This is a genomic window from Kushneria marisflavi, assembly GCF_002157205.1.
Lineage (GTDB): Bacteria > Pseudomonadota > Gammaproteobacteria > Pseudomonadales > Halomonadaceae > Kushneria > Kushneria marisflavi.
This window is the reverse complement of record NZ_CP021358.1, coordinates 2431500-2458171: the sequence shown is the minus strand read 5'-3', so window position 1 is coordinate 2458171 and position 26672 is coordinate 2431500. Positions and strand designations below refer to the sequence as shown.

The window sequence follows — 26672 nt, the reverse complement described above, 5'->3', positions numbered from 1 at the left end:
ACCTGATGAGATCCGGCCATGTCACAGACCCATTCCCCCGTCGCCGATGCCTGGACGCCGGCGCAAATTCAGGCAGTGATTGACGCCCACCGTTCAAGGCCGGGCGCCATGCTGCCGATGCTGCATGCCATTCAGGACCGCTTCGGCTTCATTCCTGACGAGGCGGTGCCCATGATTGCCGACGCCCTGCGCCATACCCGCGCCGAAGTGCACGGCATCATCAGCTTCTATCACCACTTCCGCACGCATCCGGCCGGGCGCAACGTCGTTCAGATCTGTCGCGCCGAGGCGTGCCAGTCGGTGGGCAGCCGCCAGCTTGAGGCCCATGCGCTAAAGACGCTTGGCATCGATTATCACCAGACCACGCCGGATCACGAGTTCACCCTCGAGCCGGTCTATTGTCTGGGTAATTGCGCCTGCGGCCCCTCCATCCGCGTCAACGATGACATTTTTGGTCGCATGACCCCCGCACAGTTCGATGAATTGACAGATGAGCTGTCGACAACCGTCGTGGAGGTGAAGTGATGACCGTGACCGTTTATGTCCCCCGGGACACCACGGCGCTGGCGCTGGGAGCCGACCGGGTCGCTACTCGTCTTGAGCGCGGCGCGAAGGCTCGCAATGTCGATATCAACATTGTGCGCAATGGTTCACGCGGCCTGTTCTATCTGGAGCCCCTGATCGAGATCGACACGCCTGAAGGCCGCATTGCGTTTGGCCCGGTTACCCCAGCAGATGTCGAATCTCTGCTGGAGGCCGGACTGCTTGAAGCTCGCCAGAAGCATCCGCTCTCGCTCGGACTGACCGAAGAGATTCCCTATCTCAAGCGCCAGCAGCGTCTGACCTTCTCGCGTATCGGCATCACCGACCCGATATCGATCGAGGACTACACGGCCCTGCGCGGCTTTGAAGGCCTGAAAAAGACGCTGGCACTGGAAAGCCAGGCCGTCGTCGATGAGGTCAAGACCTCCGGCCTGCGCGGTCGCGGCGGTGCGGCCTTTCCTACCGGCATCAAGTGGCAGACCGTGCATGACCAGCCCCCGGGCCAGAAGTACGTGGTCTGCAACGCCGATGAAGGCGACTCAGGCACCTTCGCTGACCGCCTGGTGATGGAGTGTGATCCCTATCTGCTGATCGAGGGCATGACCATTGCGGGCCTCGCCGTGGGCGCTGATCAGGGCTACATCTATCTGCGCTCCGAATATCCGCTGGCGCACGCCATCCTTGATGAGGCAATCGAGCGCGCCGTCAACGCCGGCTATCTCGGCGACAACATTCAGGGCAGCGGCCGCGCCTTCCACCTGGAAGTGCGTCTGGGGGCCGGCGCCTATATCTGCGGCGAGGAAACCTCCCTGCTGGAGAGTCTTGAAGGCAAGCGCGGACTCGTGCGCGCCAAGCCACCGCTGCCCGCCATCGAAGGGCTTTTTGGCCGGCCTACCGTGGTCAATAACGTGCTATCACTGGCGGCGGTGCCCTTCATCATGGATCAGGGCGGTCAGACCTACGCCGATTACGGGCTGGGCCGCTCGCGCGGCACACTGGCCATTCAGCTGGCCGGCAACGTCAAGCGCGGCGGACTGGTGGAGCTTGCCTTTGGCACCAGCCTGAGAGAACTAATGGAAGGGTTTGGTGGCGGCACCCTGAGCGGACGGCCACTCAAGGCAGTCCAGGTTGGCGGCCCGCTGGGCGCCTATCTGCCTGAAAGCCAGTGGGACCATCCAGTCGACTATGAAGGCTTTGCTGCCTTCGGCGGGGTGGTGGGCCACGGCGGTGTGGTGATGTTTGACGATAGCGTCGACATGGGCGATCAGGCCCGATTTGCCATGGAATTTTGCAGCGTGGAGTCCTGCGGCAAGTGCACGCCGTGCCGAATTGGCGCCGTGCGTGGCGTGGAGGTGATCGATCGCATTCGCGCCGGCGAGTCATTTGAGAAGAACCTCGCCCTGCTCACCGATCTCTGCGACACCATGGTCGATGGCTCGCTGTGTGCCATGGGCGGCATGACGCCGTTCCCGGTCCAGAGCGTCATGAAGCATTTCCCCGATGACCTGACACCTCGACAAGCCGTCACGGCGGGAGGTACGACATGCTGAACTACTTCGATCCCAAACAGGCCGACCCACATACCTTCAATGCAGGGCTGGGCGGTGTCGGTGACTATCAGAACACCTTCAATCCGGCTTTTTTCGACCGCGATCTGGGCACACCGGCGCGCACGTCCGAAACGCCGGTCGAACTGACCATCGACGGCACTGCCATTCGCGTGCCGGAAGGCACCTCTGTCATGCGCGCCGCCGCGCTGGCCGGCATCACCATCCCAAGGCTTTGTGCCTCGGACAATCTCGAGGCGTTCGGTTCGTGCCGACTCTGCGCGGTCGAAATCGAGGGGCGGCGCGGCATGCCGGCCTCGTGCACGACACCGGTCACCGAAGGGATGAATGTCACGACGCAGAACGCCAAAATCGCCAGGCTGCGCCGCAATATCATGGAGCTCTACATCTCCGATCATCCGCTGGATTGTCTGACCTGTCCGGCCAACGGCGACTGTGAGCTGCAGGACATGGCCGGCGTCGTGGGGCTTCGCGAAGTGCGCTATGGCTTTGATGGTGCCAACCATCTCGACGCCGAAATCGACGATTCCAACCCCTACTTCAGCTTCGACCCCAGCAAGTGCATCGTCTGCTCACGCTGTGTCCGTGCCTGCGGTGAGGTGCAGGGCACCTTTGCCCTGACCATCGAAGGGCGCGGTTTTGACTCGAAGGTGGCCGCCAGCCAGAACGAACCCTTCATGGATTCCGAGTGCGTCTCCTGCGGTGCCTGTGTTCAGGCCTGCCCCACCTCAACACTGATGGAAAAGAGTGTCATTGAGGAAGGCGTGCCGGAACACAGCGTCGTGACCACCTGCGCCTACTGCGGCGTGGGCTGTTCGTTCGAGGCGCAGATGAAGGGTGACAAGCTGGTGCGCATGGTGCCCTACAAGGGTGGCGATGCGAACCACGGTCACTCCTGCGTCAAGGGCCGCTTTGCCTTTGGCTACGCCACGCACAAGGATCGCATTCGCGAGCCGATGATTCGCGACTCGATCGATCAGCCCTGGCGCGCCGTCTCCTGGGAAGAAGCGATCGGCTTTGCGGCCCGCCGTCTCAAGGAAATCCAGAACCAGTACGGTCGCGACAGCGTCGGCGGCATCACCTCGTCGCGCTGCACCAATGAAGAGACCTATCTGGTCCAGAAGTTGATCCGTGCCGCCCTTGGCAATAACAACACCGACACCTGTGCCCGCGTCTGCCACTCGCCGACCGGCTACGGCCTCAAGACCACGCTGGGCGAATCGGCCGGTACACAGACGTTTGATTCGGTCATGAAGGCCGACACCATTCTCGTGATCGGGGCCAACCCGACCGATGCCCACCCGGTGTTTGCCTCGCAGATGAAACGTCGCCTGCGCCAGGGCGCGACGCTGATCGTCGCTGATCCGCGCCGCATCGACCTGCTCAGCACGCCTCACGGCGGTCAGGGCCTGCATCTGGCGCTCAAGCCCGGCACCAACGTGGCACTGGTCAATGCCCTCGGCCATGTGGTCGTCACCGAAGGGCTTGAGGACACTGACTTCATCGCGCGCCGCTGCGACACCGAGGGCTATCAGCGCTGGCGCGAATTTATTTCTGACCAGCGCCATGCACCGGAAGCGGTGGAAGCCGAGACCGGCGTACCTGCCCAGAAGGTTCGTGATGCCGCGCACGCCTATGCCACCGCCGGCAATGGCGCCATCTACTACGGACTGGGGGTGACCGAGCACAGCCAGGGCTCGACCACGGTCATGGCGATTGCCAACCTGGCGATGGCGACCGGTAACATCGGTCGCGAAGGCGTCGGCGTCAATCCGCTGCGCGGTCAGAACAACGTGCAGGGCTCCTGCGATATGGGCTCGTTCCCGCACGAGCTGCCGGGCTATCAGCACGTGGCCGACCCGGATATCCGCCAGCGCTTTGAAACTGTCTGGAACGCCAAACTCGATGACGAGCCGGGGCTTCGTATCCCCAACATGTTCGATGCCGCCATCAATGGCACCTTCAAGGCACTCTATGTACAGGGTGAGGACATTGCCCAGTCCGATCCCAATACTCAGCACGTCGAATCGGCCCTGTCGGCGCTGGACTGCCTGATCGTTCAGGACATCTTCCTTAACGAAACGGCGAAATACGCTCACGTACTGCTGCCGGGCGCCACCTTCCTTGAGAAGAACGGCACCTTCACCAACGCAGAGCGTCGCATCAACCGTGTACGTCGGGTCATGCCGCCGGTCGCCGGCAAGGAAGACTGGGAAGTGACTCAGGATCTGGCCAACGCACTGGGCTATGCCATGCACTACAGCCATCCGTCCGAGATCATGGATGAGATCGCCAGCCTCACACCGACCTTTACCGGCGTCAGCTATGACAAGCTCGAACAGCTGGGCAGCATTCAGTGGCCCTGCAATGATGACTATCCGCTGGGCACACCCACCATGCACGGAGTGGACTTCCCGATCGGCAAGGGGCACTTCGCCATCACCGAGTATGTGGCGACCGAGGAGCGGGTCAACGCACGCTATCCGCTGCTGCTGACCACCGGACGTATATTGAGCCAGTACAATGTGGGCGCGCAGACAAGGCGTACCGCCAACAGCAGCTGGCATTCGGAAGACGTGCTGGAGATCCATCCGGCAGATGCCGAGGATCGTGGTCTGCGTGATGGGGACTGGCTGGGCATTCGCAGCCGTGTAGGGCATACCGTACTGCGCTGTCTGATCAGCGATCGCATGGCGCCGGGCGTGGTATACACCACCTTCCACCATCCGGGCAGCGGTGCCAACGTGATCACGACCGACAATTCGGACTGGGCGACCAACTGTCCGGAATACAAGGTGACCGCAGTACAGGTCGAGAAGGTGTCACAACCCTCGTCGTGGCAGCAGCAGTTCCAGCGTTTTGATGAACGCCAACAGCGCTACCTGGCCAACGCCGAGTCACCGGAACCGGCGCTCAAATGAGCGCCGTCATCCCGGAATTCATCCAGCATGCGAGGTTGCCATGAACGATCCCGTTGTTCCGCTGATCAGGATGGTCAATCAGATCAGCCTCAATAATCGCCATCATGCCAGCGATGAGGCAGCGGCCGAGCAGATTGCCGGTCATCTCAAGAAGTTCTGGGCCCGCGACATGAAACGCCAGATCATCAAGTACGCCGAGACTGACGGCAGCGAGCTGGACCCCTTGTCGAAACTCGCCGTGGCACGCCTCAAGACCATGTCTGTTGTGGTCAGGGACTGGGAAGAGACCTCAGATGCAGGTTGACTCCGGCACCGTATTTTTTTGAACCGCTCTACCGATGGCCCTGCCTGCAGGCAGGGCCATTTCCTTCCCTGATATTTCTTGGACCAGAACAGCCTGCCAGGCTGGCTGTTGCCGATCTGTCTGTCACGGACTTTCCCGTGTTCCGCTACTCGACGTCGTGCCTGAAACCTCGCATAATGCCGAAAAAATGCGAATGATAAACCTTATCATCACATGACAGAATGCTGTCTGCCATCCCATTTACAGCGTGTCTCCCCCTCTCTGGCCATTACAATGATCATGAAAAGAAACCTGCTGTTTAGCGCTTTTATGGCACTCGCCCTGCTCTCCGGCGCCGCTCAGGCGAAGGAGGCCGTGGTCACTGACATCGCAGGCCGCGAGGTTCATATCGAAACGCCGGTCAAACGCATGATTTTGGGAGAAGGGCGCCAGATCTATCTGCTGGGCGTGCTGCAGCCGAAGACGCCCTTCAAGGGCGTAGTGGGCTGGCGCGATGACCTCTCCCAGGCTGACCCGGAAACCTGGGCCGCTTATGCCGCCAAATTTCCCGAGATCAGTAATATCCCCACCTTTGGGGGCTTCAAGGATGGCACCTTTGATGTGGAGCAGGCCGCTTCACTCAAACCCGATGTCGTCTTCATGAACATCGAGTCACAGACGGCCACCGAGGATGCCGGTTACGAGGACAAGCTCGCGGCCCTTGGCATTCCCATCGTCTATGTCGATTTTCGAGAAGATCCCATCAAGGACACGCCGGCCTCCATTCGACTCATGGGCGAACTTCTGGGCAAAAGTGATGAGGCGGAGCGCTTTATCAACTTTTCCAACGAACAGATGGCACGCGTCACTGATGTGATCGAGAAGGCCGACCCTGAACGTCCGCGTGTGTTCATTGATCGTGCCGGCGGTTATAGCGATGACTGCTGCATGAGCTTTGGTCCGTACAATTTCGGTGATTATGTACGCATCGCCGGTGGCAAAAACATTGCCGACGATATTATTCCGGGCACCTTTGGCACCCTCAACCCCGAACAGATCATCGCCTCCAACCCGCAGCAGGTTGTGGTGACCGGCGGTGACTGGGAGGCTTATGTGCCGGGGGGTGGCTGGGTGGATGTCGGACCTGGCGCCGACATGGCAGAGGCTCGACGCAAGCTCGAAGCCCTGACACATCGTACTGCCATGACGGGCATCGATGCTGTCGCTCATGACCAGGTCCATGCCATCTGGCATCAGTTCTATAACAGCCCCTACTATTTCGTGGCAATACAGCGGCTGGCCAAATGGTTCCATCCAGAGCTTTTCAAAACCCTTGATCCCGATGCCACCATGCGTGAACTTTATGAACAATTTCTGCCGCTGAGCTATCAGCCAGGGTACTGGGTGTCACTCGAGGCAGAAAATGAATAGGTTGACGGCAGCCGTGACTTCTTCTGCACAGGGACGCAACTTCTATCGTGCCATGGTCCTGCGACGCCAGCTGATCCTGCTGGGGCTTCTGGTCACCCTGTTTTTAAGCTTTTGCATTGACCTGGCACTCGGGCCGGCCCGTTATGACCTGACCCAGGTACTGAGTGCACTGCTGACACCGAACTCGGTCAGCGAACAGCTCAGTGTCATTGTCTGGCAAATCCGCATGCCGGTCGCTCTGATGGCCATTGTGGTCGGCGCCAGCCTATCGATCGCCGGCGCACAGATGCAGACCATCCTGAGCAACCCGCTGGCAAGCCCCTTTACGCTGGGCATTTCCGCCGGCGCCGGATTCGGTGCCGCACTGGCACTGGCGTTTGGGGTGTCGATCATCCCAGCCGCCGTGGATTATGTCGTACCCATCAATGCCTTTCTGGTGGCCATGCTCACAGCGCTGATGATTCACCTTTTGAGCATGCGGCGCGGTGTGACGATTGAAACCATCGTGCTGCTGGGCATTGCCATGGTGTTTATCTTCAACGCACTCATGGCCCTGATTCAGTTCTTTGCCAGTCAGCAGGCGCTGTCGGCGGTGGTGTTCTGGACCATGGGCAGTCTGACCAAGGCCACCTGGCCCAAGGTCTGGGTCGCGCTGGGCGTGCTGGCCATCGCGATTCCGCTGCTGGCACGACACGGCTGGGCGCTGACGGCCATGCGGCTGGGGGATGCCAAGGCAGAGAGCATGGGGGTGCGCCCGCGCCGACTTCGTCTCCAGGTGCTGATGCTGGTCTCGCTACTGGCGTCGGTGTCGGTGGCCTTTGTCGGCACGATCGGTTTTATCGGACTGGTGGGACCGCATATAGCCCGGATGCTGGTGGGTGAGGATCAGCGGTTTTTCCTGCCGGCCTCGGCTTTGTGCGGTGCTCTTATTCTTTCTGTAGGGTCAGTGATTTCCAAGATGCTGATTCCCGGCACGGTGATTCCGATCGGCATCATCACCTCGCTGGTCGGCATTCCGTTTTTCCTCTTTCTTGTTCTCAAACAGAAGAAATCGACATGGTAAGCCTGACGCTTGAACAGGTGACCGCCCACTACGGCAAGCGCGAAGTGCTTTCGAGCATTACCACGCCAACGCTGTCGGGCGGTCAGGTCGTGGCATTGCTGGGCCCCAATGCTGCGGGTAAATCCACGCTGTTTCGACGCATCATGGGCCTGCTGTCCGGCAGCGGTCATGTCCGGATTGCCGGCACACATGCCGAGCGACCGGTGGCCTACATGCCGCAGGAGACCCGCATCGATGCAGTGTTAAGCGTTTATGAAAGCGTGCTGCTGGCACGCATGCAGGGTCGCCGTCTCAAGGTCCAGCCCGAGGATCTGGCCCAGGTGGATGCTGCCCTTGAGGAGCTTAATCTTCAGGCGCTGGCCCAGCGCGACATCGGCGACCTCAGCGGCGGACAGCGCCAGCTTGTCAGTGCTGCCCAGGCGCTGGTGCAGTCTCCTGACATTCTGCTGCTGGATGAACCCACGTCCGCACTTGACCTGCATCGCCAGATCGGGCTTTTAAGCGTGCTTCGTCGACTGGCCGAACAGCGCCAGATGTTGATCATCGTGGCCCTGCACGATCTGGGACATGCCCTGCGCTTTTCCGACCAGTCCATCGTACTGGCAGGGGGAGCGCTCAAGGCATGCGGCCCAACACGCGCCGTGGTGACCGCCGAGCTTCTGCGCGAGGTCTATCAGGTCGATGGCCGCATCGAGAGTTGCACAAGAGGGTGTCCGCTGCTGGTGGTCGAGACCGCGCTTTAGACTCGGTTGATCAAGGCGTTCAGCGCCTGAATCACTTCAGCACTTCCACCCTGACCGGCGCCACGCCGCTGCGGATCATGCCAATCTGCTCGGCCGCCGCGCGGGAAAGATCGATGATGCGCCCTCTGGAAAAGGGCCCGCGGTCGTTGATGCGCACTACGGTCTGGCGCTGATTGTTCAGATTGGTGACGCGCACCCGAGTACCAAAGGCAAGCGTGCGATGGGCGGCCGTCATGGCACTTCTGTTGTAGCGCTCACCGCTGGCAGTACGCGCGCCCTGATGTCGGTCACTGTAATAGGATGCTTCCCCCGAGGCACTCGCCCCCGGCGCGTCAGACATCTGCTGACCGGCGCACCCGGCCAGTGCGAGCAGACACAACAGTGCCAGAATTGGCTGAACTTTTGACCAGTCTCTGTTTGGCATTGACGCTCTCGACATGACTTCATGCTCTCCATAAAAAACGCACCGCAGTCTATCAGAGCTGCGGTGCGTTTTTTTGGGCTGGCGTACGGTGGCGTCAGTGACCCTTCACTTCAATATCGACCTGAATGTTGCCACGCGTGGCCTTGGAATACGGGCACATCTCATGGGCCTGAGCGATCAGCTTTTCTGCTTCGGCCTGAGGCAGCGCCACTTCAGCCGTCAGCTTGACCGACAGGTTGTAGTCATGATTTTCCGCATCCAGCGTGACATGCGCTGCGACCGGAATATCATCAAGCTTGTGGCCCTGCTGGCGCGCAACACCCATGGCGGCGCTGGAGAAGCAGGCCGCATAACCGGCGGCAAAAAGCTGCTCGGGGTTAGTGGCATCAGCACCGCTGCCCGGCATGGCGAGATTGACATCGAGGATGCCATCATCGCTTCTGGCATGCCCCTTGCGCCCGCCTGAAACATTAACAGTGGTTTCATACATGACTGCCATGATGCTCTCCCTGTGTTGAAAACCTGCCCAAAGCGTAGCTGATACCGTTCCGGGACGCCTGCCCGCGTACCGACATAAAAAAACCCTGCCAACGGACAGGGTTTTGAGATCGACTCGAGCGCTTAGGGGCGCATGTCATCGAAAAACTTTTTCACGCCATCAAACCAGCGGCTTTTACGCGGCGAATGGCGCGTATCGGTGCCATCCAGACTTTCCTGGAACTGGCGCAGCAGCTGCTTTTGATCTTCATCAAGGTTGACCGGCGTTTCCAGTACGACCTTGCACATCAGATCACCCGGAGCACCGCCTCGAACCGGCTTGACGCCCTTGCCGCGCAACCTGAAAAGCTTGCCGGTCTGGGTCTCGGGCGGAATGCGCAGCTTGACGCGACCTTCCAGCGTCGGCACTTCGAGCTCGCCGCCCAAAGTAGCATCCACGAAATTGATGGGCACCTCACAATAGAGATCACGCCCGTCACGCTCGAAGATGGCATGCGCCTTGATCGACACCTGTACATACAGATCGCCTGCCGGGCCACCATTAACGCCGGCTTCGCCCTCGCCGTTGAGGCGAATGCGGTCACCGGTATCAACGCCGGGCGGAATCTTGACCGACAGGGTACGCGTTTCCTGAACACGTCCCTCGCCGTTGCACTTGCGGCATGGCGTATCGACGGTCTGTCCCTGGCCATGACAGGTCGGGCAGGGCTGCTGCACGGCAAAGAAGCCCTGCTGCATGCGAACCTGACCCATGCCGTTACAGGTCGAACAGGTGCGCTTGCTGGTGCCGGGCTCGGCGCAGTCACCGTGGCAGCGATCACACTCGACAAGACGCGGCACACGAATATCGACGGTCGTGCCGGCAACGGCTTCTTCCAGGTCGATCTCGAGGTTATAACGCAGATCGCTGCCTCGGGCGGCACCACCGGGGCCACGGCGTCCGCCGCCGCCACCAAAGATATCGCCGAAGACGTCGCCGAAGATGTCGCTGAAGCCGCCCGCGCCACCGGCGCCACCAAAGCCACCGCCACCGAAGCCACCGCCCTGTCCATCAACACCAGCATGACCGAACTGGTCGTAGGCTGCCCGCTTGTCGCTATCGGCCAAGACTTCATAGGCGTCGGAGACCTCGCGGAACTTCTCGGCGGCAGATTCATCGTCGGGATTGCGATCCGGATGATATTTCTGAGCCAGTCGGCGATAGGCCTTCTTGATTTCCTTGTCGTCGGCGCCGCGCTCGACGCCGAGGACCTCATAGTAGTCACGCTTGGACATGGTGTAACGGATCCTCCGAAGTCTGACACCTGCAAAAACAACGCGGGAGCAAGGCCCCCGCGTTGTACAGATCAGGCGTGGAAAGCCTTACTGTTTTTTCTGGTCGTCGTTGACTTCTTCGTAGTCCGCATCGACCACATCATCGCTGCTCTTCTTGGCGCCTTCCGGCTGTTCACCCTGGGCCTGTTCGCCCTGCTCGGCATACATCTTCTGCGCCAGGTTACCGGAAGCTTCTGTCAGGGCATCCAGTTTCGGCTGGATCTGCTCCGGATCGTCGCTCTTGAGCGCTTCTTCCAGTTCGCTGATGGCCGTTTCGATGTTCTGACGATCTTCGTCAGTAGCCTTGTCACCAGACTCTTCAAGCGTCTTGCGCGAGGCATGGATCATGCCATCGGCCTGGTTGCGCAGCTGAACGAGCTCCTCGAACTTCTTGTCTTCGGCCTCGTGCGCCTCGGCGTCCTTGACCATCTGATCGATCTCGTCGTCGGAGAGACCGCCGGAGGACTTGATCACGATCGACTGTTCCTTGCCGGTCGCCTTGTCCTTCGCCGTGATGTTCAGGATACCGTTGGCATCAAGATCAAAGGCGACTTCAATCTGCGGTACGCCACGCGGTGCCGGCGGAATGTCGGCCAGGTCAAAACGACCCAGTGACTTGTTCTGTGCCGCCTGCTTGCGCTCACCCTGCAGGGCATGGATGGTCACTGCCGTCTGATTGTCCTCAGCCGTGGAGAAGGTCTGTGTCTTCTTGGTCGGGATCGTGGTGTTCTTTTCGATCAGCGGCGTCATGACACCCCCCATCGTTTCGATACCCAGCGTCAGCGGCGTGACGTCGAGCAGCAGTACGTCCTTGACGTCACCGCCCAGAACGCCGCCCTGAAGCGCAGCACCCATGGCAACGGCTTCGTCCGGGTTGACGTCCTTGCGTGCTTCCTTGCCAAAGAACTCGGCAACCTTCTGCTGCACCATCGGCATGCGCGTCTGACCGCCAACCAGAATCACGTCCTGAATCTCGCTGTTGGAAAGGCCGGCGTCCTGCATGGCCGTCTTGCACGGACCGAGCGAACGCTGTACCAGATCCTCGACCAGCGATTCGAGCTTGGCGCGAGTAACCTTGACCGCCAGGTGCTTGGGACCGGTCTGGTCTGCCGTGATGTAAGGCAGGTTGACTTCGGTCTGCTGAGCAGAGGAAAGCTCGATCTTGGCTTTCTCGGCCGCTTCCTTCAGACGCTGCATGGCGAGAGAATCGCCAGACAGGTCAATGCCGGAATCGGTCTTGAACTGCTGAACGAGATAGTCGATCAGCTTGAGGTCAAAGTCTTCACCGCCCAGGAAGGTATCCCCGTTGGTGGCAAGCACTTCAAACTGCTTTTCGCCATCAACGTCAGCGACTTCGATGATGGAGATATCGAAGGTACCGCCGCCCAGGTCGTAGACCGCGATGGTACGGTCGCTACCCTTGCTGTCCATGCCATAGGCCAGAGCGGCAGCGGTCGGCTCGTTGATGATGCGCTTGACCTCAAGACCGGCAATACGACCGGCATCCTTGGTGGCCTGACGCTGAGAGTCATTGAAGTAGGCCGGTACGGTGATGACCGCTTCAGTGACTTCTTCACCGAGGTAGTCCTCGGCCGTTTTCTTCATCTTTTTCAGAACTTCAGCGCTAACCTGCGGCGGCGCCATCTTCTTGTCATTGACCTGAACCCAAGCATCGCCGTTGTCAGCTTCAATGATGCTGTAAGGCACCATCTTGATGTCCTTTTGAACAACATCATCCTTGAACTTGCGACCGATCAAACGCTTGACCGCATACAGGGTGTTGTTCGGGTTCGTCACGGCCTGACGCTTGGCGGCCTGGCCGACCAGAGTTTCGCCGTCATCGGTATAGCCGATGATGGAAGGCGTAGTACGCGCGCCTTCAGCGTTTTCAATTACGCGGGTCTTGTCGCCATCGAGCACAGCCACACAGGAGTTGGTTGTGCCAAGGTCGATACCAATAATGCGTCCCATAGTGTCACCTCGAAAAATCTTCTGAACCAAAATTGCTTTCGATGCGCAGCCAACGCTGCGTGGATGTCTGCCTATGTGTGGGCATTACGCTGCTTTTCAAGACCCCACACGTAACGTTACCGACAAATCATCCGAAAAAGGGCCGTCAGGCCTGCTTGCTCACCACCACCATGGCCGGGCGTACCAGACGACCGTTGAGCGTGTACCCCTTTTGCATGACGTCCATGACCGTATTGGGGTCCATGTCCGGATTGGCCACCTGCGTCATGGCTTCATGGTATTGGGGGTCAAAGGGCTCACCGTGCGGATCGAGCTGCTCGACGCCAAACTTGCCCAGCACATCGAGCTGCATCCTGAGCGTCATCGACACGCCTTCGCGATGCGTTTCACTGACATCTTCGCTCATGCTTTCAAGGCCCTTTTCAAGGCTATCCACGACCGGCAGCAGTTCCTTGACGAACTTCTCGAGCGCAAACTTCTTCGCCTTTTCGGCATCCTGCTCGGCACGACGGCGCACATTCTGGGCTTCAGCCGCAGCCCGAATTTGCTGGTCCTTTGCCTGCGCCAGTTCCTGCTCGAGCTCGGCTACCCGGCCGGCCAGAACGTCTGCTTCCTGTTCACTCTGGCTCAGGACGGCATCGTCATCTGACGCCAGCTCGCCTTCGATATCCTCAAGGGTATCCGTATTGTCGGGCTCAAGCGGCTGCGGTTCGGCTTCACGCTCGGCACGCTCGAGTTCTTCATCCCTTGGATCATGCGGCTTGTTGGTCATACCCCACTCCTGACTCGCTGTGTCTACTGTTGGATCATGGCGCTCATCCTGCGCGTGTACCGGCTGTCAGTGCGTCATCCCGTAGAGCGACATTGATGCTGAAAACTGTTTATCCAGATGGGGCATACCGAGGACGATCTCAAGGCGTAATGACGATGAAATTACCAATTCAGGGTATTGAAGCCTGTTTATAGCCGCTGTATAAAAACACACTCACTGTATATAAAGTCAGTTTCTATCCACTAAGCCCAGTCATCTGCGACAACGCACACGGGAGTGGCCATGCTGTCTCAGCTATCCATCAGTAATTACGCCATCGTCGAGCATCTGGAACTGGATTTTCGGGATGGCATGACGGCCATCACCGGTGAAACCGGTGCCGGCAAGTCCATTCTTCTGGATGCCCTGTCGCTTTGCCTGGGTGAAAGAGCCGATGCCGGCAGCGTGCGCCACGGTGCACCCCGTGCCGATCTGGCCGCGCGTTTTGATATCGAAGGACTGCCGGAAGCGCGTACCTGGCTGGCCGAAAGGGACCTGGACGAGTCGGAATGCCTGTTGCGCCGCTCAGTCACTGCCAATGGGCGTTCGAAGGCTTGGATCAACGGTGTACCGGCCACGCTTGCCGACCTCAAGGCCCTTAGCGAGCACCTGATCGATATCCATGGCCAGCATGCTCATCAGACCCTGATGCGCGAAGAGACACATCTGCGTCTGCTGGATGACTTTGCCGGCCACAGCGAGCATGTTGAGCAGCTCACACAGATCTATCGCCAGTGGCAACAGGCCAGTCGACGCTTGAAAGCCGCCCGGGAAAGTGGTGACGAACAGCAGGCACGCTGTCAGCTGCTGCGCTATCAGGTTGAAGAACTCGATGCATTGTCCCTGGGCGAAGAAGAGCTTTCAGTGTTGGAAGAAGAGCAGACCCGCCTGGCCAATGCTGAGGAGCTCATCACTCAGGCACAGTTTGCCGCCGACTGCTGCGACGATGATGAAAGTGGCGCCCTGTCCCGACTGGCGCAGGCCCGACAGCGTCTGGAGCAGCTGCCCGGCAGCGACAATGGCGCCTTGGCCAACATTCTGGGGATGCTTGGTGATGCCTGTATCCAGTTACAGGAGGCAGGGTATGAACTGCATCGCTACGTCAATGCTACCGAGCTTGATCCGGATCGTCTGATGACGGTCGAGTCGCGCCTGGCCGAGATTCATCGCATTGCCCGTAAGCATCACGTCATGCCCGAGGAAGTACCGGCACTGCATCAGCGCCTGCAGGCAGAACTCTCCGGGCTTCAGGATGGCGGGGAAGACATGGATACCCTGGTAGAAGCTACTGAAGCGGCGCGCAATGCCTGGCGCGAACTGGCCCGTCAGATTTCCGAGCAGCGCACCGAAGCAGCTCGCCGCATGAGTGCAGAAGTAAAATCGCAGCTGGCCTTTCTGGGCATGGAAAAGGCGGACTTCACCGTGGACGTCGCACGCAGGGATACCGCTCAGCCCGACGGCATGGATCGGGTCAGTTTCCTGATCAGCGCCAACCCCGGGCAGCCGGCACGTGCCCTGACCCGGGTCGCCTCGGGCGGTGAGCTTTCGCGAGTGAGCCTTGCCATCCAGGTTGTGGCGGCTCAGCACAGCACTATCCCGACGCTGGTGTTTGACGAAGTGGATGTGGGTATTTCAGGCGCTACCGCAGAAATCGTCGGTCAACTGCTGCGCCAGCTGGGCGGTCATGGGCAAATTCTCTGTGTCACGCACCTGCCCCAGGTGGCTGCACAGGGTCATCAGCATCTGCATATCGAAAAACAGGCGGATGAGCGCACCACGCATACCACCATGGCGCTGCTCGATGAGGGCGGACGGGTCAGGGAGCTGGCGCGAATGCTGGGGGGCGTACACCTTTCAGAACGCACGCTGGCGCATGCCCGCGAAATGCTGGACGTCAGTCAACGATCTGCCCACTAACCGGCAAGGCCTTTAATTTGCTGACATCAAAACGCCGCGAACATTCGCGGCGTTTTTGTGATCACCCAAGTGTTCGTCGTTTTGATCAGCGGCGATTGCCACCGCCATCCTGACGCGTCGCGCTGGAGCCCTTGGGACGGACATAAAGCACCAGAGCGTGATCGACCAGCTCGTAGCCGCGCTCTTCGGCAAGTTCACGCTGACGGCGCTCAATATCGCGATCGAAAAATTCGACGACTTCACCCGTTTCGAGACACAGCATATGGTCATGATGCTCTTCCTGAGACATCTCGAATACGGCATGGCCGCCGTCAAAGTTGTGACGTACTACCAGACCTGCGGATTCAAATTGCGTCAGGACGCGATAAACGGTAGCAAGACCGACGTCTTCACCGGAATCCAGCAGCGCCTTATAGACGTCTTCAGCGCTCATGTGCAGATCCTCTTCCCGAGTCGCCTCGAGGATCTGAAGGATTTTTACGCGGGGCAGGGTCACCTTGAGACCCGCCTTGCGTAACTCCTGATTTCTATCGGCCATGGTAGCTCTTCGCAGTCTCTGGATGTATCGGGTATGATCGATCAAGGCAAACGATAGGGAAAGTCCCAGGCAAATGCAAAATACGCTCAAGCTTATAGTTTTTTCTTTACTGATCAGTCTTTTAGCAGCTTGCGTCTATAAGCGCGACCTGCCTCAGGGCAATCTGATCACTCCCGGCATGGTATCGCAACTACAGCCCGGCATGAGCCGTCAGCAGGTAGTGCAGATCATGGGAAGTCCTCTGCTCTACAATGCCTTTGACGATTCACTCTGGAACTATGTCTATCGGCTGAAGGATGCAGACGACAATATCACTGAAAAGCAGGTTTCGCTCGTCTTTAATGGCAATCAACTGGCCAATATCCAGACATCCGGCGATATTGATGCCAACCCTCGGGTACAGCAGGAGGATGCCCCCGCTTCCGCGGCGGCAGCCGGTCCAGGAGAAGTGATTTCACCTCTGGGTCAGCCCACTCCAGGCCCTGATTCGGTCGACCCAACCCTGTAAGACGTTATAACAACCCCGTAAGGCGTTATAAAAGTGGGTGATATTCAGACCTTTCGTCGGGCACGGGCCCGGCGAGCCTGCTTCGGATCGACCTGAAGCGGCCGGTAGATTTCGATGCGATCTTCCTGTTGCACTAGCTGATTGGCGGGCGATTTAACATGCTCACCGAAGATCCCAAGCTTTAACGTCTCCAGAGGCACGTTTTTCAATTCGTCGATCCGGTCACAAAGCCCCGAGGCTTCCAGCGCCCCCAGCACTGTAGTCTCTGGAGGTACGGTGATGACCTCCAGGTACTGAGCCTCGGGTGTGGCCCAGACAACCTCACAGGTAATGCCGTCCACTTCGTGAGTCATCAACGGCCATACACCTTGTCGGCACGCTCGATAAAGGCATCTACCAGCTGACCGGCCAACTGATTGAAAAGCCGTCCGAAAGCCATACCCAGCAATCGACTGGAAAACTCAAACTCGAGATGCAGTTCTACCCGGCAGGATCGGTCATCAAGCGCCACGAATTTCCAGTAGCCTTCAAAGCGTTTAAAAGGGCCGCTGGCTAGAGACAGGTCAATACGATCAAAGGGTTTGAGGGCATTGTGGGTGCGAAAGGTCTGCTCAATCCCTCCCTTGCCCAGGGTCAGCTCCCCAACAAGATGGTCTTCTTCCCTTTCGACCGTACGCGCATTGCGACAGTTGGGCAGAAATTCCGGGTAGCGTTCAAAATCATTCACCAGATCAAACATCTGCTGATCGGTATGGCGCACCATCGCGGAGCGATCAACGGTGGGCATGCCCTTCTCCCATGACGCAGGCACGCTCAGCGCGTACCATGGTTGACGTTTGTTCACACATGCTTGAATGATATCACGCCTCCCCCCATTTTAAGGTGAGCACGCGCATGTGATGTATCGCATGATTTTTATCGTCAAGGAGATGACATTTCGATGGGCAAGAAGAAACATCAGCCCTCAGGCAATCTGATTGCCCAGAACCGCAAGGCGCGCCATGAGTACCACATTGAAGAGAGCTTCGAAGCAGGGCTTGCGCTATCAGGCTGGGAAGTAAAAAGCCTTCGCGCAGGCAAGGCGCAGCTGACGGATACCTACATTCTGGTACGTCGTGGTGAAGCCTGGCTCATGGGTGCCCATTTTACGCCCTTGAATACCACCAGCACGCATGAGATTGCCGAGCCGGCTCGAACCCGCAAACTGCTGCTGCATAGAAAGGAAATTGCCAAAATCTTTTCGCGCACGCAGGACAAGGGGCATACCTGCGTACCGCTGAGACTTTACTGGAAAGGTCATCTCGTCAAATGTGAGCTGGCACTGGTGGTCGGCAAGCAGAAGCATGACAAGCGCGAAACGGAGAAACAGCGGGACTGGCAGCGCCAGAAGGCACGCGTGGTACGCGAGCAACGCTGATCGAGCGAAAGCTTCATTGTCATATGGCGCGGATAGCAATTGGCGCTTACTGCAATTGTTGCTACACTCTACGCTGATCTGGGGGCGTTATGGATTCGACGCCGGTTGCAGATCCTGAGGTGCATGCCGAGAGCGTAACGTATCTCGTAAATACCACGTTACTCTAAAATAGTCGCAAACGACGAAAACTATGCTCAAGAGGGCGCGCTGGCAGCTTAAACCCTGCTGGTAACCTTCTTACCCCGAAGCGATGTGCCTGTTCATCGTAACGGGGCTATGAGCTACAGCTGACAGGATCGTGGTTGGCTTTGTTCTCGCGTCAACCGCTAAACATTAGAGAGCCCGTCGCATCGGATCCTGCTCGTCGGAGCCGGTGCGGTTGAACCAAAAGACGAAACTAAGCATGTAGAGCTGATGGACGAGTGCCGGCGGACGGGGGTTCAACTCCCCCCGCCTCCACCAAACATAAAAAAAGCCGCTGATTTTTTCAGCGGCTTTTTTTATTTCATCCGCTTTTGACAATCAAGTATAGAGATAGATATGTAAATCTTATAAATACCGAGATGGAAAAGCGTTTTTGATACTCGATAAAAAGATCAGGATTTGTAACTGTCATACCACAAAAAATAGTTTGCTAGCTTGTATAGATACTTGTATCAAGTTGAAAGTCTATAATAATTGTCATTATGCACGTTCCAGCCTACCTGTCAGGACAAGCAGCACGATTTAATATCCTGCCCCGCTAACAAGCCTTTTAACTGCTCGGCTTGCAGCGGTAATTATGCAGAAAGTAACAAAAGATACACAAAGTGACTTGCAGCACCACTTCGGCACATACCGGTGGTGAACACGCTGCCAATATAACGCTATCGCAGCTAATGACTATCGGAATGATGTTTCCCATGGATGGTGCCGTAACATTTCTCAGGTCAAACTGAAGAAAATTTACGACTACCTTCATACACGGTTCAGCGAGATATAAAGATATATTATTTCGTTAACCGGCAGGGTTATTCATGGCCAGTACCGGGCATCGCCCGATAGAGCATTCCGATTTAATGGACAGCTGTATCGCAGGGTATCCAAGACTGAAGGAGGGCATATGCCCAGGGCCGTAAAAAACCTGTTTGCCGACTCGCTGACGGCTGAATCGGAGCCTCAAATGAAGAAGCAGGACAGCAGGGTTGTCGATGTGGAGAAAAGGGACCGCATCGATGAGTTCCTGCGCCTGGCGCGTCGCAGCATCATGAATGTCCTTCCTGACAAGTGGCATACAGCGCTTCGTTATCGACGTGTATTTGGCGAATTTCCTGACCTGAAGAACCCGCGCACCTTTAACGAAAAAATTTGCTATCGCAAGATTAACCCTCAACCGATCTATTCCGTGTTGAGTGACAAGATTGCGGCGCGCGACTATGTAGCACATACCATTGGTGAACAGTACCTGGTGCCCTGCTATGCAATAGAGTCCGAGCCGACGCCGGCCACCTATGCAGCGCTGCCGGAAAGTTTTGTCATGAAGGCCAATCATGGCTTCGGGTATAACCTGCTTGTACGTGACAAGGCCGACCACCCGTTTCCCCAGGTGTATAATCTGGGACAGCACTGGCTGGGACAGGATTTCTACGATGTTTGTCGGGAAGCCCATTATCGTCAGATCAAACCACGCCTGATCTTTGAAAAACTGCTTCTGGATGACCTTGGTAACATTCCGAAGGATTTCAAATTTCACTGCTTCCAGCGTGAAGGTGAAGATCCGGTTGTTTTCATCGAAGTTACTCATGACCGCTTCACCAACTACAAGGTCGATTTTTACAATCAGGACTGGGAGCTGGTAGAAATTCGTCGTCCCGAGGTCAGCACCGGGCAGGCGATGCCACGACCACAGCAGCTTGACGAGGCCCTTGATCTGGCACTCAAGCTCGCCAACGGTTTCTCTTACGTTCGGGTTGATTTCTATCTGGTGGGTGATGCCATCTATTTTGGCGAAATGACCTTTACCCCGACGGCAGGCCTAACCAAATTCAAGGATCGAGAGACCGATCATCAGTGGGGCGCTCTGTTCGACATTTAAACGGTCCTGCACGACATGGCAACCGCCGGGTTGCCATGTCAGCATGCATGCTCGCTGCTAAGCATCGGGATTCAGCGGCATTCGCAGATCACGCTGCCATCGGCGTACTTTCAGTCGTTGACGACGTTTGCCCAACTGCTGTGTCCCGATCGTCTCGGGAATGAGACTCAATTTTTTGTCGTCATCATATTTCATGTTGAATCGTCGACTGGCTCCTATCGGACTCGTTTCGGCGCCGAAAATCATGATCAGACGAATTTCAACGCTGCTAAAACCTTCTTCTCCTGTTGGACGACAGCTTTTATCAATGCTGATGTCATGCTCGCTGGCGACCTTTTGCAATAGAGTTCGAAAGGTTCCGGCATTCATGTACTCTCCGGACCCCAACGGCCCCTGTCGTGTCACCTGACGCAACTCCCTCATATCAGCCTCGTTGCCATCTTCGCCCTGCTCATCAACAGTATCCGTAACGTCAGTCACATACTGCCCATCGCTGGTTTCAAGCTTGACGATGATGCTATCGACGAACACTGCAGACTGACTCATGTTGCTGACGATGCATCGCGAATCGATCCCACGCCCGTAGCCATGATTGATAATGATCTGTGGGCGACGCTGCATCCTGAAATTATGCAAAAGCAGCTGCAGATAAACACCCCAGATCAGGAGCATGCCGACACTGGTCAGCCCACTGAAGACCGTGGCATTTTCCTGTATCCAGTCCCATAAATTACTTAAAAAATAAATCACTACTGTCCCCTGAAAATAATACCCCGGATAACGCTTCGGCCATTCAGTGATACAGGCCAGCTACCGGACAAGCATGGCTTAAAAAGCAATTCCCCGCCCGGATACGCATCTCTATCGACCAATAGACGTCTTAAGCAGGCATACAAGGAGATGATGCCAACTATAGTACCAGACAGGTGGGCGCATTCTGGCGACCACTACATGAAGCATGGCTCGTTCGTCAGTGACATCAACGCTGTTGTGGACCCCAAGCGGTCCAGGGAGTGCATCATGATTCATCATGTCTGGGGCCTGATGGCTCACCCTCATCGAGAATGGAAACATATTGAAGATGAACACGAGACCGCGACACACATGTATGCCAGCCATGTGCTGTTATTGGCTGCCATCCCTGTAGTAAGCGCGTTCATTGGCACCACAACCGTTGGCTGGGACTTCGGACGCTCGGCGGTCGTAACGCTTTCGACCACAAGCGCCCTGCAATTGGCAATCCTGTTCTACCTGGCCATCCTGGGTGCCATCGCCCTGATGGGCTTCGTCATTCATCGCATGGCCCAGCGATATACCGTGCATCCCGACCTGAACCGCTGCATCGTTTTTGCCGGATATGTGGCCACCCCAATGTTTCTGGCAGGCCTGGTTGCCCTGTATCCAATGGTATGGCTTTGTGTCGTCGCGGGTGTGGCAGGGCTTTGCTATACGGGATATCTGCTTTATCTGGGCATCCCGGGCTTTCTGGGTATAGATCGCAAGGAAGGCTTCATCGTTTCCAGCTCAACGCTGGGCATTGGCGTACTGGTGCTTGAGGTACTTCTTGCCATTGCCGTGCTGCTGTGGGGATATGGGGCACATCTGGTTTATTAAACTCAGAAGCGTAAACCTGGAATGAAACTGAAAAATATGTAGTGGAGATAAATAAAAAGGGAGCTGCCATTGGCAGCTCCCTTTACAGCAGAATTTAATCTACCGACTTACTCGGGGCGGATTGCAGAAGCCTGCAGACCTTTTTTACCCTGAGTGACGTTGAAGGAGACTTTTTGGCCTTCCTGCAGCGATTTGAAACCTTCTGCCTGAATTTCGGAGAAGTGTGCGAACAGATCGTCGCCACCATCGTCAGGAGAAATGAAACCGAAGCCTTTGCTGTCGTTGAACCACTTAACAGTGCCAGTTGCCATGCTTTTGATACCTGTGCAATAAATTAATGATGGTTAGCCCACCGCGGGCACAAACAAGATAGCCATTCATATGCTCTCGACAGGATCGATTACAACTGACGATATACTGCCTTGTTAACCACCCGAACCATAGTGCACCTATCACTCTACCGGGTCAAGTAACCCTTTGGTAGGGGTATGCGATACGCACACTACAAGTAAGACATTTAACTCAGATAAGAAGCAAAGTCAACAGAAAAGGTAGGCATCAAAGCGCCTGCCGTTACAACTGGCACTTCTGATACTGAAATATCGACTTGAGCCATAAATCGACGACTCGGTCATGCACTTCAGATTGATCCAGGTCTGGCCTGCCTAGTTACAAAAAAACCGCCATGATGGCGGTTTCTTTTATCGATATTGCATTTGTTTAATGCAACTCGAAATGGTGCCGGCTGAAGGAGTCGAACCCTCGACCTACTGATTACAAGTCAGTTGCTCTACCAACTGAGCTAAGCCGGCTTATTCAGCAAGTAATGCGGAATAAAGTGGCTGGGGTACCAGGACTCGAACCTGGGAATGCCGATACCAAAAACCGGTGCCTTACCACTTGGCTATACCCCAGCAGATGGTGGCCAGAGACGGAATCGAACCGCCGACACGGGGATTTTCAATCCCCTGCTCTACCGACTGAGCTATCTGGCCGTTGCCAACGGCTGCGTATTAAATCGAAAACCTCTTCTCAGGTCAATACCTGTTTTGAGATTATTTCAAAAAACTATTGAGACGGGGGAACATAGCCCTCAGCACTGTCGGTCTCTTCGTTATTAAAAAATCGTGTCATCTGCGTCATCAGGTAGTCACGCGTTTCAGGATCAAGCATGTTAAGACGCTTTTCATTGATCAACCGCGTCTGTAGTGCCTGCCATTCCTCCCAAGCCTTTTTCGAAACATTGTCATGAATGTCCTGCCCTCTGGCACCGGGCAGAGGTGGCATCTGCAGCCCTTCCATGTCCTGCTGATACTTGCGGCAAAATACCGTACGAGTCATTGCAATACCTTTTGTCAGGACGCTTTCAAAGAAGCGAAGAGGATGACAGGGATTCCAGCAGCGCCTTGACCGGTGCTGCCAATCCTATGCTGTCAGGTTGGTCCGGATCATACCATCGCCGCCCAGACACGGCGGGATGACCACCGCGTCGAGACAGGTGCGCCTGAACCGGTGTGATCTCAAGTCGAAAGTGCGTGAAGACATGCGTAAAGCACGGCCACTGCTCACCAACAATGCTACCGGGCATCTCCCGGGCCAACCAGGCCCTGAGCGCCTCATGATCGTCAAACTGCGGCATCCCCCATAGCCCACCCCACAAGCCGCTTGAAGGCCGCTGCTCGAGCAGCACATGCCCATTGCCATCACGCAGCATGAGCATCAGTGTTTGACGAACGGGTTTTTCCTTTTTCGGCTTTGACGCCGGGAAGCGATGCTCTTCCCCTCGTGCATGTGCCACGCAGTCAGCTTCAAAGGGACACAGAAGACAGCTGGGACGCCGACGCGTACAGAGCGTGGCGCCCATGTCCATCATGGCCTGAGTGAAGTCGGCACAGCGCCACTGGGGGGTATAGTGCTCGGCCAGCTGCCAGAGCCTTTTCTCCACCTCGGGCTTGCCTGGCCATCCCTCGACACCATGCAGACGCGTCAACACGCGTTTAACGTTGCCATCCAGAATGGGCGCCCGCTGGCCGGTGGCCTGAGCAATGATGGCACCGGCCGTTGAACGGCCAATGCCTGGCAGCGCGCTCAGCGCCGTCACGCTCTCGACCGGAAATACCCCGTCATGCTCGCTGACAACGCATTGAGCGGCACGATGCAGGTTGCGGGCACGGGCGTAATATCCAAGCCCGGTCCAGAGGTGCAGCACCTCGTCCTGCTCGGCCGCTGCCAGCGTCTCGACATCCGGAAAGCGCTGCATAAAACGCTCAAAATAACTGATGACGGTCGTCACCTGGGTCTGTTGCAACATGATTTCTGATACCCAGACACGGTAAGGGCTTCTGTCCTGCTGCCAGGGCAGATGGGTGCGGCCATACTGATCAAACCAGCCCAGTAGCCGGGTGCGAAAATATTCGGCATCCAGCGGCTGCGGGGCCTTGATAAAAGTACTCACGGATTGGCTCTCGCCTGGATAGGAAACTCGAAAGGTGCCGACGCTCTGCTTGAGCAGGGCGCCGGCCATACGACGTGGTGACTGAAAACGGGGTTACTGAAAAAGCCCCTTGATGGCATCTTTCAGGTTGCTGCCGGACGCTTCACCCAGCTTCTCCTCGATCCGCTGCCCCAGCTTGCCTTCCAGCTGGCGGTCTACATGCTCACGCAGCTTTTCCTTGCCTTCATTGGTCGCAGTCTTTTGCAGGATGGCACTAAAGGCGTCGGCATCGAAGCGACACCACTGTGCCGGGGCATCGCTCAGGCTTCCCGAGCAATGTAGTGGCAGCGGTATATGGCTCAAGGTCGAACTGACCGGGCACCCTTGGGTATCAGCGGTGTTGACCAACCGAGCGGCCAGTGCCATATCCAAATCCTGTGCTTTCAGATCGACCTGGCCGTTACCGGTAATATCCACACCGGGCAGCGCCACGTTCAAATCGTCGTTTTGAATGACACCGTCCACAATGTCGACACTGGCGGCAAACCGATCAAACTCGGTGTCGCTTCCCCATTCATGTGAGGTGTTATTGCCCTGAAGCATGGCAGCCGTCGTGCACAGCTGCCCGGGCAAGTTGATGCCCATCATGGCCCCATCAGAGATGGTAAACGACGCCTTGCCATCAAGATGGTCAAGCCATGTGTCATTACCCTCAAGGGTGGATGACAGCGCAGCGCGGGCATTGAGCGTACCGCGAAAAAGATCGTCACGCCCCAGCGCATCCTTTAGCAGGGGCTGCAGCGCCACACCGGTCAGCTGCGGCTCAAACGAAAGCGATGCCGATGAAGCCGCAACATTCATGGCGCCGTTGGCCTTGAGCGCCCCATCATAGAGATCGGCATTCAATCTTGAGAGACGATAATGCCCTTCACGCCCCTGCGCCTTCAGAACGACGTTCTCGAGCTGGAATTTTCGTGCCTTGAGCGTCTCGAGAGTCAGATTCAGATCAAGGTCCAGCGAGCGGGCCAGTGCCAGAGTACTTTCATTGAGGGAAGCCCCGGCGTTAGCGGCCGGCGGTGCGCCATCAGCTCGGGGCTGCGGTGCCTGGTCGGACGATGCCGCACTGGCCGCACTCGGCGGCAAATAGCGATCGAGATCCAGCGAGTCTCCCTCAAGGCTGGCGTGAAGAAGCGGCGACCCCAGCCCCACCGAGACGCTTCCCTTGAGAGCGGTATCATCAATATCGACCGCTAGATCCGTGAATTTTGCCAAGCGCTGGTCGCCTTCAACCCGGGACGACAGTCCCACCCGCTGCAGGGCCTGCGCATCTGCGGTAGCCGGCAGTTTTCCCAGCCGTTCCAGCCAGCTGCGAAGATCGGCAGGCGCCATGTCGATCTGCCCCTGCCAGTGCAAATCATTACTCAACTGACTGGCCTTGCCGCTGCCGGTCAGCCGCAGCAGCTGGCCGCTTGTGAGTGCAAACGAGGTCAGGCTGGCCTGATCCTCCGCCAGCGATACTTCACCACTGGCCTCAACCCCGAGCGGCAAGGCATGCTCGCCCAGCGACGGTAAATAAAAGGTGCCATCAAGAACTGCGCTGTCAACGCTGTAGCGCTGCTGATCAAAATCCGCGGCCAACCTTGCGGCCTTCAAACCAAAACTCTGCTCATGAGTGTCGTCCAGAGCGGACAAATGCATTGCCCCTTTCAGCGCAAGATTGTCGAGACTGTAGACTGCGCTGTTCAGATCGAGGCTGGCCTGGCTTTTCAGGCTGATCGTGCCGTTCATTTCAGGCTGGCTGCCCTTGACAGCGAATGAAAGCTCCAGCGGAAAGGCGCCGCCGGAAGTCACATTGGATGCCTGAAGGGCCAGTGAAGACAGCGTCATGTTCCGGTCATTCTGATGATCTTCGAAATGTACCTGACCATCGCTGACCTGCACGCTGGCGATGTCCATGGCCAGAGGCCGATCGCCGGCCGATGCGACACTCTGTGGCCGTCGTGAGGGAGAAGCCGGCTGATCGTTGCCCTGTCGCGCGACGGTCTCGACCAGTGTTTCCCAGTTGCCATGCCCCTGCGCATCGCGCTCCAGATTGAGACGAAGGCCATCCAGCGTGAAACCATCAACTTCAATATTGCCACTCAACAGCGGGGCGAAGCGTAGCCGCGCCTCAGCCTGTCGAAATGCTGCAAAGGGCGCCTCATCATTACTCTGATCGGGAAGACGGGCCGAAGCATCTTCAACAGTGACACCGATGCGTGGATAGAAGGTCCAGGAGAGCGGACCGTTCAGTGACAGCTCAAGCCCCGTACGCTCGCGCACAGCATCTGCCAGACGCGGCTTGAGATCATTGGGATCAAGAAAGGTCGTCGCATAGATCACCACCGCCACGGCCAGCAGCCCCAGAACCCCGATCGCCGCCAGCACTATCCTGAACAACGCTTTCATTGAATACTCTCCCCAGGATATTTCCCGCCCGATAATCGCATCAACAGACCCCGACATCATGCCAGAGGCCGACCTGTCGGTGGCGGGCGTTAGTGTAGCGGATGGTCACCGCCCTTCTCTATAATGGCGCGCCGATGTCATGGCCCGAATGC

25 protein-coding genes, 3 tRNA genes and 1 other RNA gene are annotated in these 26672 nt (G+C 57.3%); 13 read left to right on the top strand and 16 right to left on the bottom strand.

The window, feature by feature from the left end:
* Positions 1 to 18: 18 nt before the first annotated feature.
* The 7 genes from B9H00_RS11165 to B9H00_RS11135 all read left to right on the top strand — a co-directional run bounded on the left by B9H00_RS11165 (position 19) and on the right by B9H00_RS11135 (position 8552).
* Positions 19 to 525 carry a formate dehydrogenase subunit gamma gene (locus tag B9H00_RS11165; protein ID WP_086900725.1) on the top strand — a complete coding sequence of 169 codons (507 nt, stop codon included), beginning with the start codon at positions 19 to 21 and terminating at the stop codon, positions 523 to 525.
* Complete coding sequence (locus tag B9H00_RS11160) at positions 525 to 2093, top strand: formate dehydrogenase beta subunit (RefSeq protein ID WP_086900724.1); 1569 nt, start codon at positions 525 to 527, stop codon at positions 2091 to 2093. Before B9H00_RS11165 ends, B9H00_RS11160 begins: the two co-directional genes overlap by 1 nt.
* Positions 2087 to 5032: a formate dehydrogenase subunit alpha gene (gene fdhF / locus B9H00_RS11155; RefSeq protein ID WP_086900723.1), complete on the top strand. Its 2946-nt coding sequence runs from the start codon at positions 2087 to 2089 to the stop codon at positions 5030 to 5032. The genes B9H00_RS11160 and fdhF overlap by 7 nt, the downstream gene beginning before the upstream one ends.
* A 40-nt stretch (positions 5033 to 5072) precedes the next feature.
* Positions 5073 to 5336: a formate dehydrogenase subunit delta gene (locus B9H00_RS11150; RefSeq protein ID WP_086900722.1), complete on the top strand. Its 264-nt coding sequence runs from the start codon at positions 5073 to 5075 to the stop codon at positions 5334 to 5336.
* Between the two features lie 279 nt (positions 5337 to 5615).
* On the top strand, positions 5616 to 6746 hold the full coding sequence (locus B9H00_RS11145; RefSeq protein WP_086901838.1) for an ABC transporter substrate-binding protein: 1131 nt from the start codon (positions 5616 to 5618) through the stop codon (positions 6744 to 6746).
* On the top strand, positions 6739 to 7809 hold the full coding sequence (locus B9H00_RS11140) for a FecCD family ABC transporter permease (RefSeq protein ID WP_086900721.1): 1071 nt from the start codon (positions 6739 to 6741) through the stop codon (positions 7807 to 7809). The genes B9H00_RS11145 and B9H00_RS11140 overlap by 8 nt, the downstream gene beginning before the upstream one ends.
* Positions 7803 to 8552, top strand: a complete 750-nt coding sequence (locus B9H00_RS11135; RefSeq protein ID WP_086900720.1) for an ABC transporter ATP-binding protein — start codon at positions 7803 to 7805, stop codon at positions 8550 to 8552. The genes B9H00_RS11140 and B9H00_RS11135 overlap by 7 nt, the downstream gene beginning before the upstream one ends.
* 31 nt (positions 8553 to 8583) lie before the next feature.
* On the opposite strand, the gene B9H00_RS11130 is transcribed toward B9H00_RS11135, so the two are convergent.
* From B9H00_RS11130 to grpE, 5 genes are all read right to left on the bottom strand, one after another.
* Positions 8584 to 8976 (bottom strand): septal ring lytic transglycosylase RlpA family protein, encoded by a 393-nt coding sequence (locus B9H00_RS11130; RefSeq protein WP_086900719.1) that lies wholly within the window; start codon positions 8974 to 8976, stop codon positions 8584 to 8586.
* Positions 8977 to 9070: 94 nt separating this feature from the next.
* Entirely contained in the window at positions 9071 to 9475 is a 405-nt protein-coding gene (locus B9H00_RS11125) for an organic hydroperoxide resistance protein (RefSeq protein ID WP_086900718.1), read from the bottom strand.
* Between the two features lie 122 nt (positions 9476 to 9597).
* Entirely contained in the window at positions 9598 to 10749 is a 1152-nt protein-coding gene (dnaJ, locus tag B9H00_RS11120) for a molecular chaperone DnaJ (protein WP_086900717.1), read from the bottom strand.
* An 87-nt stretch (positions 10750 to 10836) separates the two neighbouring features.
* Positions 10837 to 12759 (bottom strand): molecular chaperone DnaK, encoded by a 1923-nt coding sequence (dnaK, locus tag B9H00_RS11115; RefSeq protein WP_086900716.1) that lies wholly within the window; start codon positions 12757 to 12759, stop codon positions 10837 to 10839.
* 145 nt (positions 12760 to 12904) lie between these two features.
* The gene (gene grpE / locus B9H00_RS11110; RefSeq protein WP_086900715.1) at positions 12905 to 13531 is read right to left on the bottom strand and encodes a nucleotide exchange factor GrpE; all 627 of its coding nucleotides are present in this window, start codon (positions 13529 to 13531) and stop codon (positions 12905 to 12907) included.
* A 282-nt stretch (positions 13532 to 13813) separates the two neighbouring features.
* On the opposite strand from grpE, the gene recN reads away from it, so the two are divergent.
* Positions 13814 to 15487: a DNA repair protein RecN gene (gene recN / locus B9H00_RS11105; RefSeq protein WP_086900714.1), complete on the top strand. Its 1674-nt coding sequence runs from the start codon at positions 13814 to 13816 to the stop codon at positions 15485 to 15487.
* Positions 15488 to 15572: 85 nt separating this feature from the next.
* Here recN and fur read toward each other — a convergent pair whose 3' ends face one another.
* Complete coding sequence (gene fur, locus B9H00_RS11100) at positions 15573 to 16025, bottom strand: ferric iron uptake transcriptional regulator (RefSeq protein ID WP_086620854.1); 453 nt, start codon at positions 16023 to 16025, stop codon at positions 15573 to 15575.
* A gap of 73 nt (positions 16026 to 16098) precedes the next feature.
* Between fur and B9H00_RS11095 the strand changes: the two genes are divergently transcribed.
* Positions 16099 to 16533: an outer membrane protein assembly factor BamE gene (locus B9H00_RS11095; RefSeq protein ID WP_086900713.1), complete on the top strand. Its 435-nt coding sequence runs from the start codon at positions 16099 to 16101 to the stop codon at positions 16531 to 16533.
* Positions 16534 to 16577: 44 nt separating this feature from the next.
* Here B9H00_RS11095 and B9H00_RS11090 read toward each other — a convergent pair whose 3' ends face one another.
* Complete coding sequence (locus tag B9H00_RS11090; protein ID WP_086900712.1) at positions 16578 to 16886, bottom strand: RnfH family protein; 309 nt, start codon at positions 16884 to 16886, stop codon at positions 16578 to 16580.
* Complete coding sequence (locus B9H00_RS11085; protein ID WP_086900711.1) at positions 16886 to 17320, bottom strand: type II toxin-antitoxin system RatA family toxin; 435 nt, start codon at positions 17318 to 17320, stop codon at positions 16886 to 16888. The genes B9H00_RS11090 and B9H00_RS11085 overlap by 1 nt, the downstream gene beginning before the upstream one ends.
* A 153-nt stretch (positions 17321 to 17473) precedes the next feature.
* Between B9H00_RS11085 and smpB the strand changes: the two genes are divergently transcribed.
* From smpB to B9H00_RS11070, 3 genes are all read left to right on the top strand, one after another.
* Positions 17474 to 17950 (top strand): SsrA-binding protein SmpB, encoded by a 477-nt coding sequence (smpB, locus tag B9H00_RS11080; RefSeq protein ID WP_086620858.1) that lies wholly within the window; start codon positions 17474 to 17476, stop codon positions 17948 to 17950.
* A gap of 80 nt (positions 17951 to 18030) precedes the next feature.
* Positions 18031 to 18412, top strand: a transfer-messenger RNA (tmRNA) gene (gene ssrA / locus B9H00_RS11075).
* A 640-nt stretch (positions 18413 to 19052) separates the two neighbouring features.
* A complete protein-coding gene (locus B9H00_RS11070) occupies positions 19053 to 20024 on the top strand; it encodes an ATP-grasp fold amidoligase family protein (RefSeq protein ID WP_086900710.1) in 972 nt (323 codons plus the stop codon).
* 57 nt (positions 20025 to 20081) lie between these two features.
* Here B9H00_RS11070 and B9H00_RS11065 read toward each other — a convergent pair whose 3' ends face one another.
* A complete protein-coding gene (locus B9H00_RS11065) occupies positions 20082 to 20774 on the bottom strand; it encodes a hypothetical protein (RefSeq protein WP_086900709.1) in 693 nt (230 codons plus the stop codon).
* A gap of 270 nt (positions 20775 to 21044) precedes the next feature.
* Between B9H00_RS11065 and B9H00_RS11060 the strand changes: the two genes are divergently transcribed.
* Positions 21045 to 21638, top strand: coding sequence for a Yip1 family protein (locus tag B9H00_RS11060; RefSeq protein ID WP_086900708.1), 594 nt, complete (start codon positions 21045 to 21047; stop codon positions 21636 to 21638).
* Positions 21639 to 21745: 107 nt separating this feature from the next.
* Here B9H00_RS11060 and B9H00_RS11055 read toward each other — a convergent pair whose 3' ends face one another.
* The 7 genes from B9H00_RS11055 to B9H00_RS11025 form a co-directional block, all read right to left on the bottom strand.
* Positions 21746 to 21949: a cold-shock protein gene (locus B9H00_RS11055; RefSeq protein WP_086620861.1), complete on the bottom strand. Its 204-nt coding sequence runs from the start codon at positions 21947 to 21949 to the stop codon at positions 21746 to 21748.
* Between the two features lie 425 nt (positions 21950 to 22374).
* A tRNA-Thr gene (locus B9H00_RS11050) sits at positions 22375 to 22450 on the bottom strand.
* A gap of 27 nt (positions 22451 to 22477) precedes the next feature.
* Positions 22478 to 22552 (bottom strand) — tRNA-Gln (locus B9H00_RS11045).
* Positions 22553 to 22557: 5 nt separating this feature from the next.
* A tRNA-Phe gene (locus B9H00_RS11040) sits at positions 22558 to 22633 on the bottom strand.
* A 73-nt stretch (positions 22634 to 22706) separates the two neighbouring features.
* Positions 22707 to 22979 (bottom strand): oxidative damage protection protein, encoded by a 273-nt coding sequence (locus B9H00_RS11035; RefSeq protein WP_086900707.1) that lies wholly within the window; start codon positions 22977 to 22979, stop codon positions 22707 to 22709.
* Between the two features lie 25 nt (positions 22980 to 23004).
* Positions 23005 to 24093, bottom strand: a complete 1089-nt coding sequence (gene mutY, locus B9H00_RS11030) for an A/G-specific adenine glycosylase (protein ID WP_236944258.1) — start codon at positions 24091 to 24093, stop codon at positions 23005 to 23007.
* Positions 24094 to 24186: 93 nt separating this feature from the next.
* Positions 24187 to 26520 (bottom strand): AsmA family protein, encoded by a 2334-nt coding sequence (locus B9H00_RS11025; RefSeq protein ID WP_157663216.1) that lies wholly within the window; start codon positions 26518 to 26520, stop codon positions 24187 to 24189.
* Positions 26521 to 26672: the final 152 nt, after the last annotated feature.

Coding starts and splice junctions, on each gene's coding strand:
- B9H00_RS11130 (WP_086900719.1), bottom strand. CDS start 8,976: ATGCCAAACAGAGACTGGTCAAAAGTTCAGCCAATTCTGGCACTGTTG.
- B9H00_RS11150 (WP_086900722.1), top strand. CDS start 5,073: ATGAACGATCCCGTTGTTCCGCTGATCAGGATGGTCAATCAGATCAGC.
- smpB (WP_086620858.1), top strand. CDS start 17,474: ATGGGCAAGAAGAAACATCAGCCCTCAGGCAATCTGATTGCCCAGAAC.
- fdhF (WP_086900723.1), top strand. CDS start 2,087: ATGCTGAACTACTTCGATCCCAAACAGGCCGACCCACATACCTTCAAT.
- B9H00_RS11025 (WP_157663216.1), bottom strand. CDS start 26,520: ATGAAAGCGTTGTTCAGGATAGTGCTGGCGGCGATCGGGGTTCTGGGG.
- B9H00_RS11090 (WP_086900712.1), bottom strand. CDS start 16,886: ATGACTCACGAAGTGGACGGCATTACCTGTGAGGTTGTCTGGGCCACA.
- dnaK (WP_086900716.1), bottom strand. CDS start 12,759: ATGGGACGCATTATTGGTATCGACCTTGGCACAACCAACTCCTGTGTG.
- dnaJ (WP_086900717.1), bottom strand. CDS start 10,749: ATGTCCAAGCGTGACTACTATGAGGTCCTCGGCGTCGAGCGCGGCGCC.
- B9H00_RS11055 (WP_086620861.1), bottom strand. CDS start 21,949: ATGGCAACTGGCACTGTTAAGTGGTTCAACGACAGCAAAGGCTTCGGT.
- recN (WP_086900714.1), top strand. CDS start 13,814: ATGCTGTCTCAGCTATCCATCAGTAATTACGCCATCGTCGAGCATCTG.
- B9H00_RS11145 (WP_086901838.1), top strand. CDS start 5,616: ATGAAAAGAAACCTGCTGTTTAGCGCTTTTATGGCACTCGCCCTGCTC.
- B9H00_RS11160 (WP_086900724.1), top strand. CDS start 525: ATGACCGTGACCGTTTATGTCCCCCGGGACACCACGGCGCTGGCGCTG.
- B9H00_RS11125 (WP_086900718.1), bottom strand. CDS start 9,475: ATGGCAGTCATGTATGAAACCACTGTTAATGTTTCAGGCGGGCGCAAG.
- fur (WP_086620854.1), bottom strand. CDS start 16,025: ATGGCCGATAGAAATCAGGAGTTACGCAAGGCGGGTCTCAAGGTGACC.
- B9H00_RS11035 (WP_086900707.1), bottom strand. CDS start 22,979: ATGACTCGTACGGTATTTTGCCGCAAGTATCAGCAGGACATGGAAGGG.
- B9H00_RS11165 (WP_086900725.1), top strand. CDS start 19: ATGTCACAGACCCATTCCCCCGTCGCCGATGCCTGGACGCCGGCGCAA.
- B9H00_RS11095 (WP_086900713.1), top strand. CDS start 16,099: ATGCAAAATACGCTCAAGCTTATAGTTTTTTCTTTACTGATCAGTCTT.
- grpE (WP_086900715.1), bottom strand. CDS start 13,531: ATGACCAACAAGCCGCATGATCCAAGGGATGAAGAACTCGAGCGTGCC.
- B9H00_RS11085 (WP_086900711.1), bottom strand. CDS start 17,320: ATGCCCACCGTTGATCGCTCCGCGATGGTGCGCCATACCGATCAGCAG.
- B9H00_RS11060 (WP_086900708.1), top strand. CDS start 21,045: ATGATTCATCATGTCTGGGGCCTGATGGCTCACCCTCATCGAGAATGG.
- B9H00_RS11135 (WP_086900720.1), top strand. CDS start 7,803: ATGGTAAGCCTGACGCTTGAACAGGTGACCGCCCACTACGGCAAGCGC.
- B9H00_RS11070 (WP_086900710.1), top strand. CDS start 19,053: ATGCCCAGGGCCGTAAAAAACCTGTTTGCCGACTCGCTGACGGCTGAA.
- B9H00_RS11140 (WP_086900721.1), top strand. CDS start 6,739: ATGAATAGGTTGACGGCAGCCGTGACTTCTTCTGCACAGGGACGCAAC.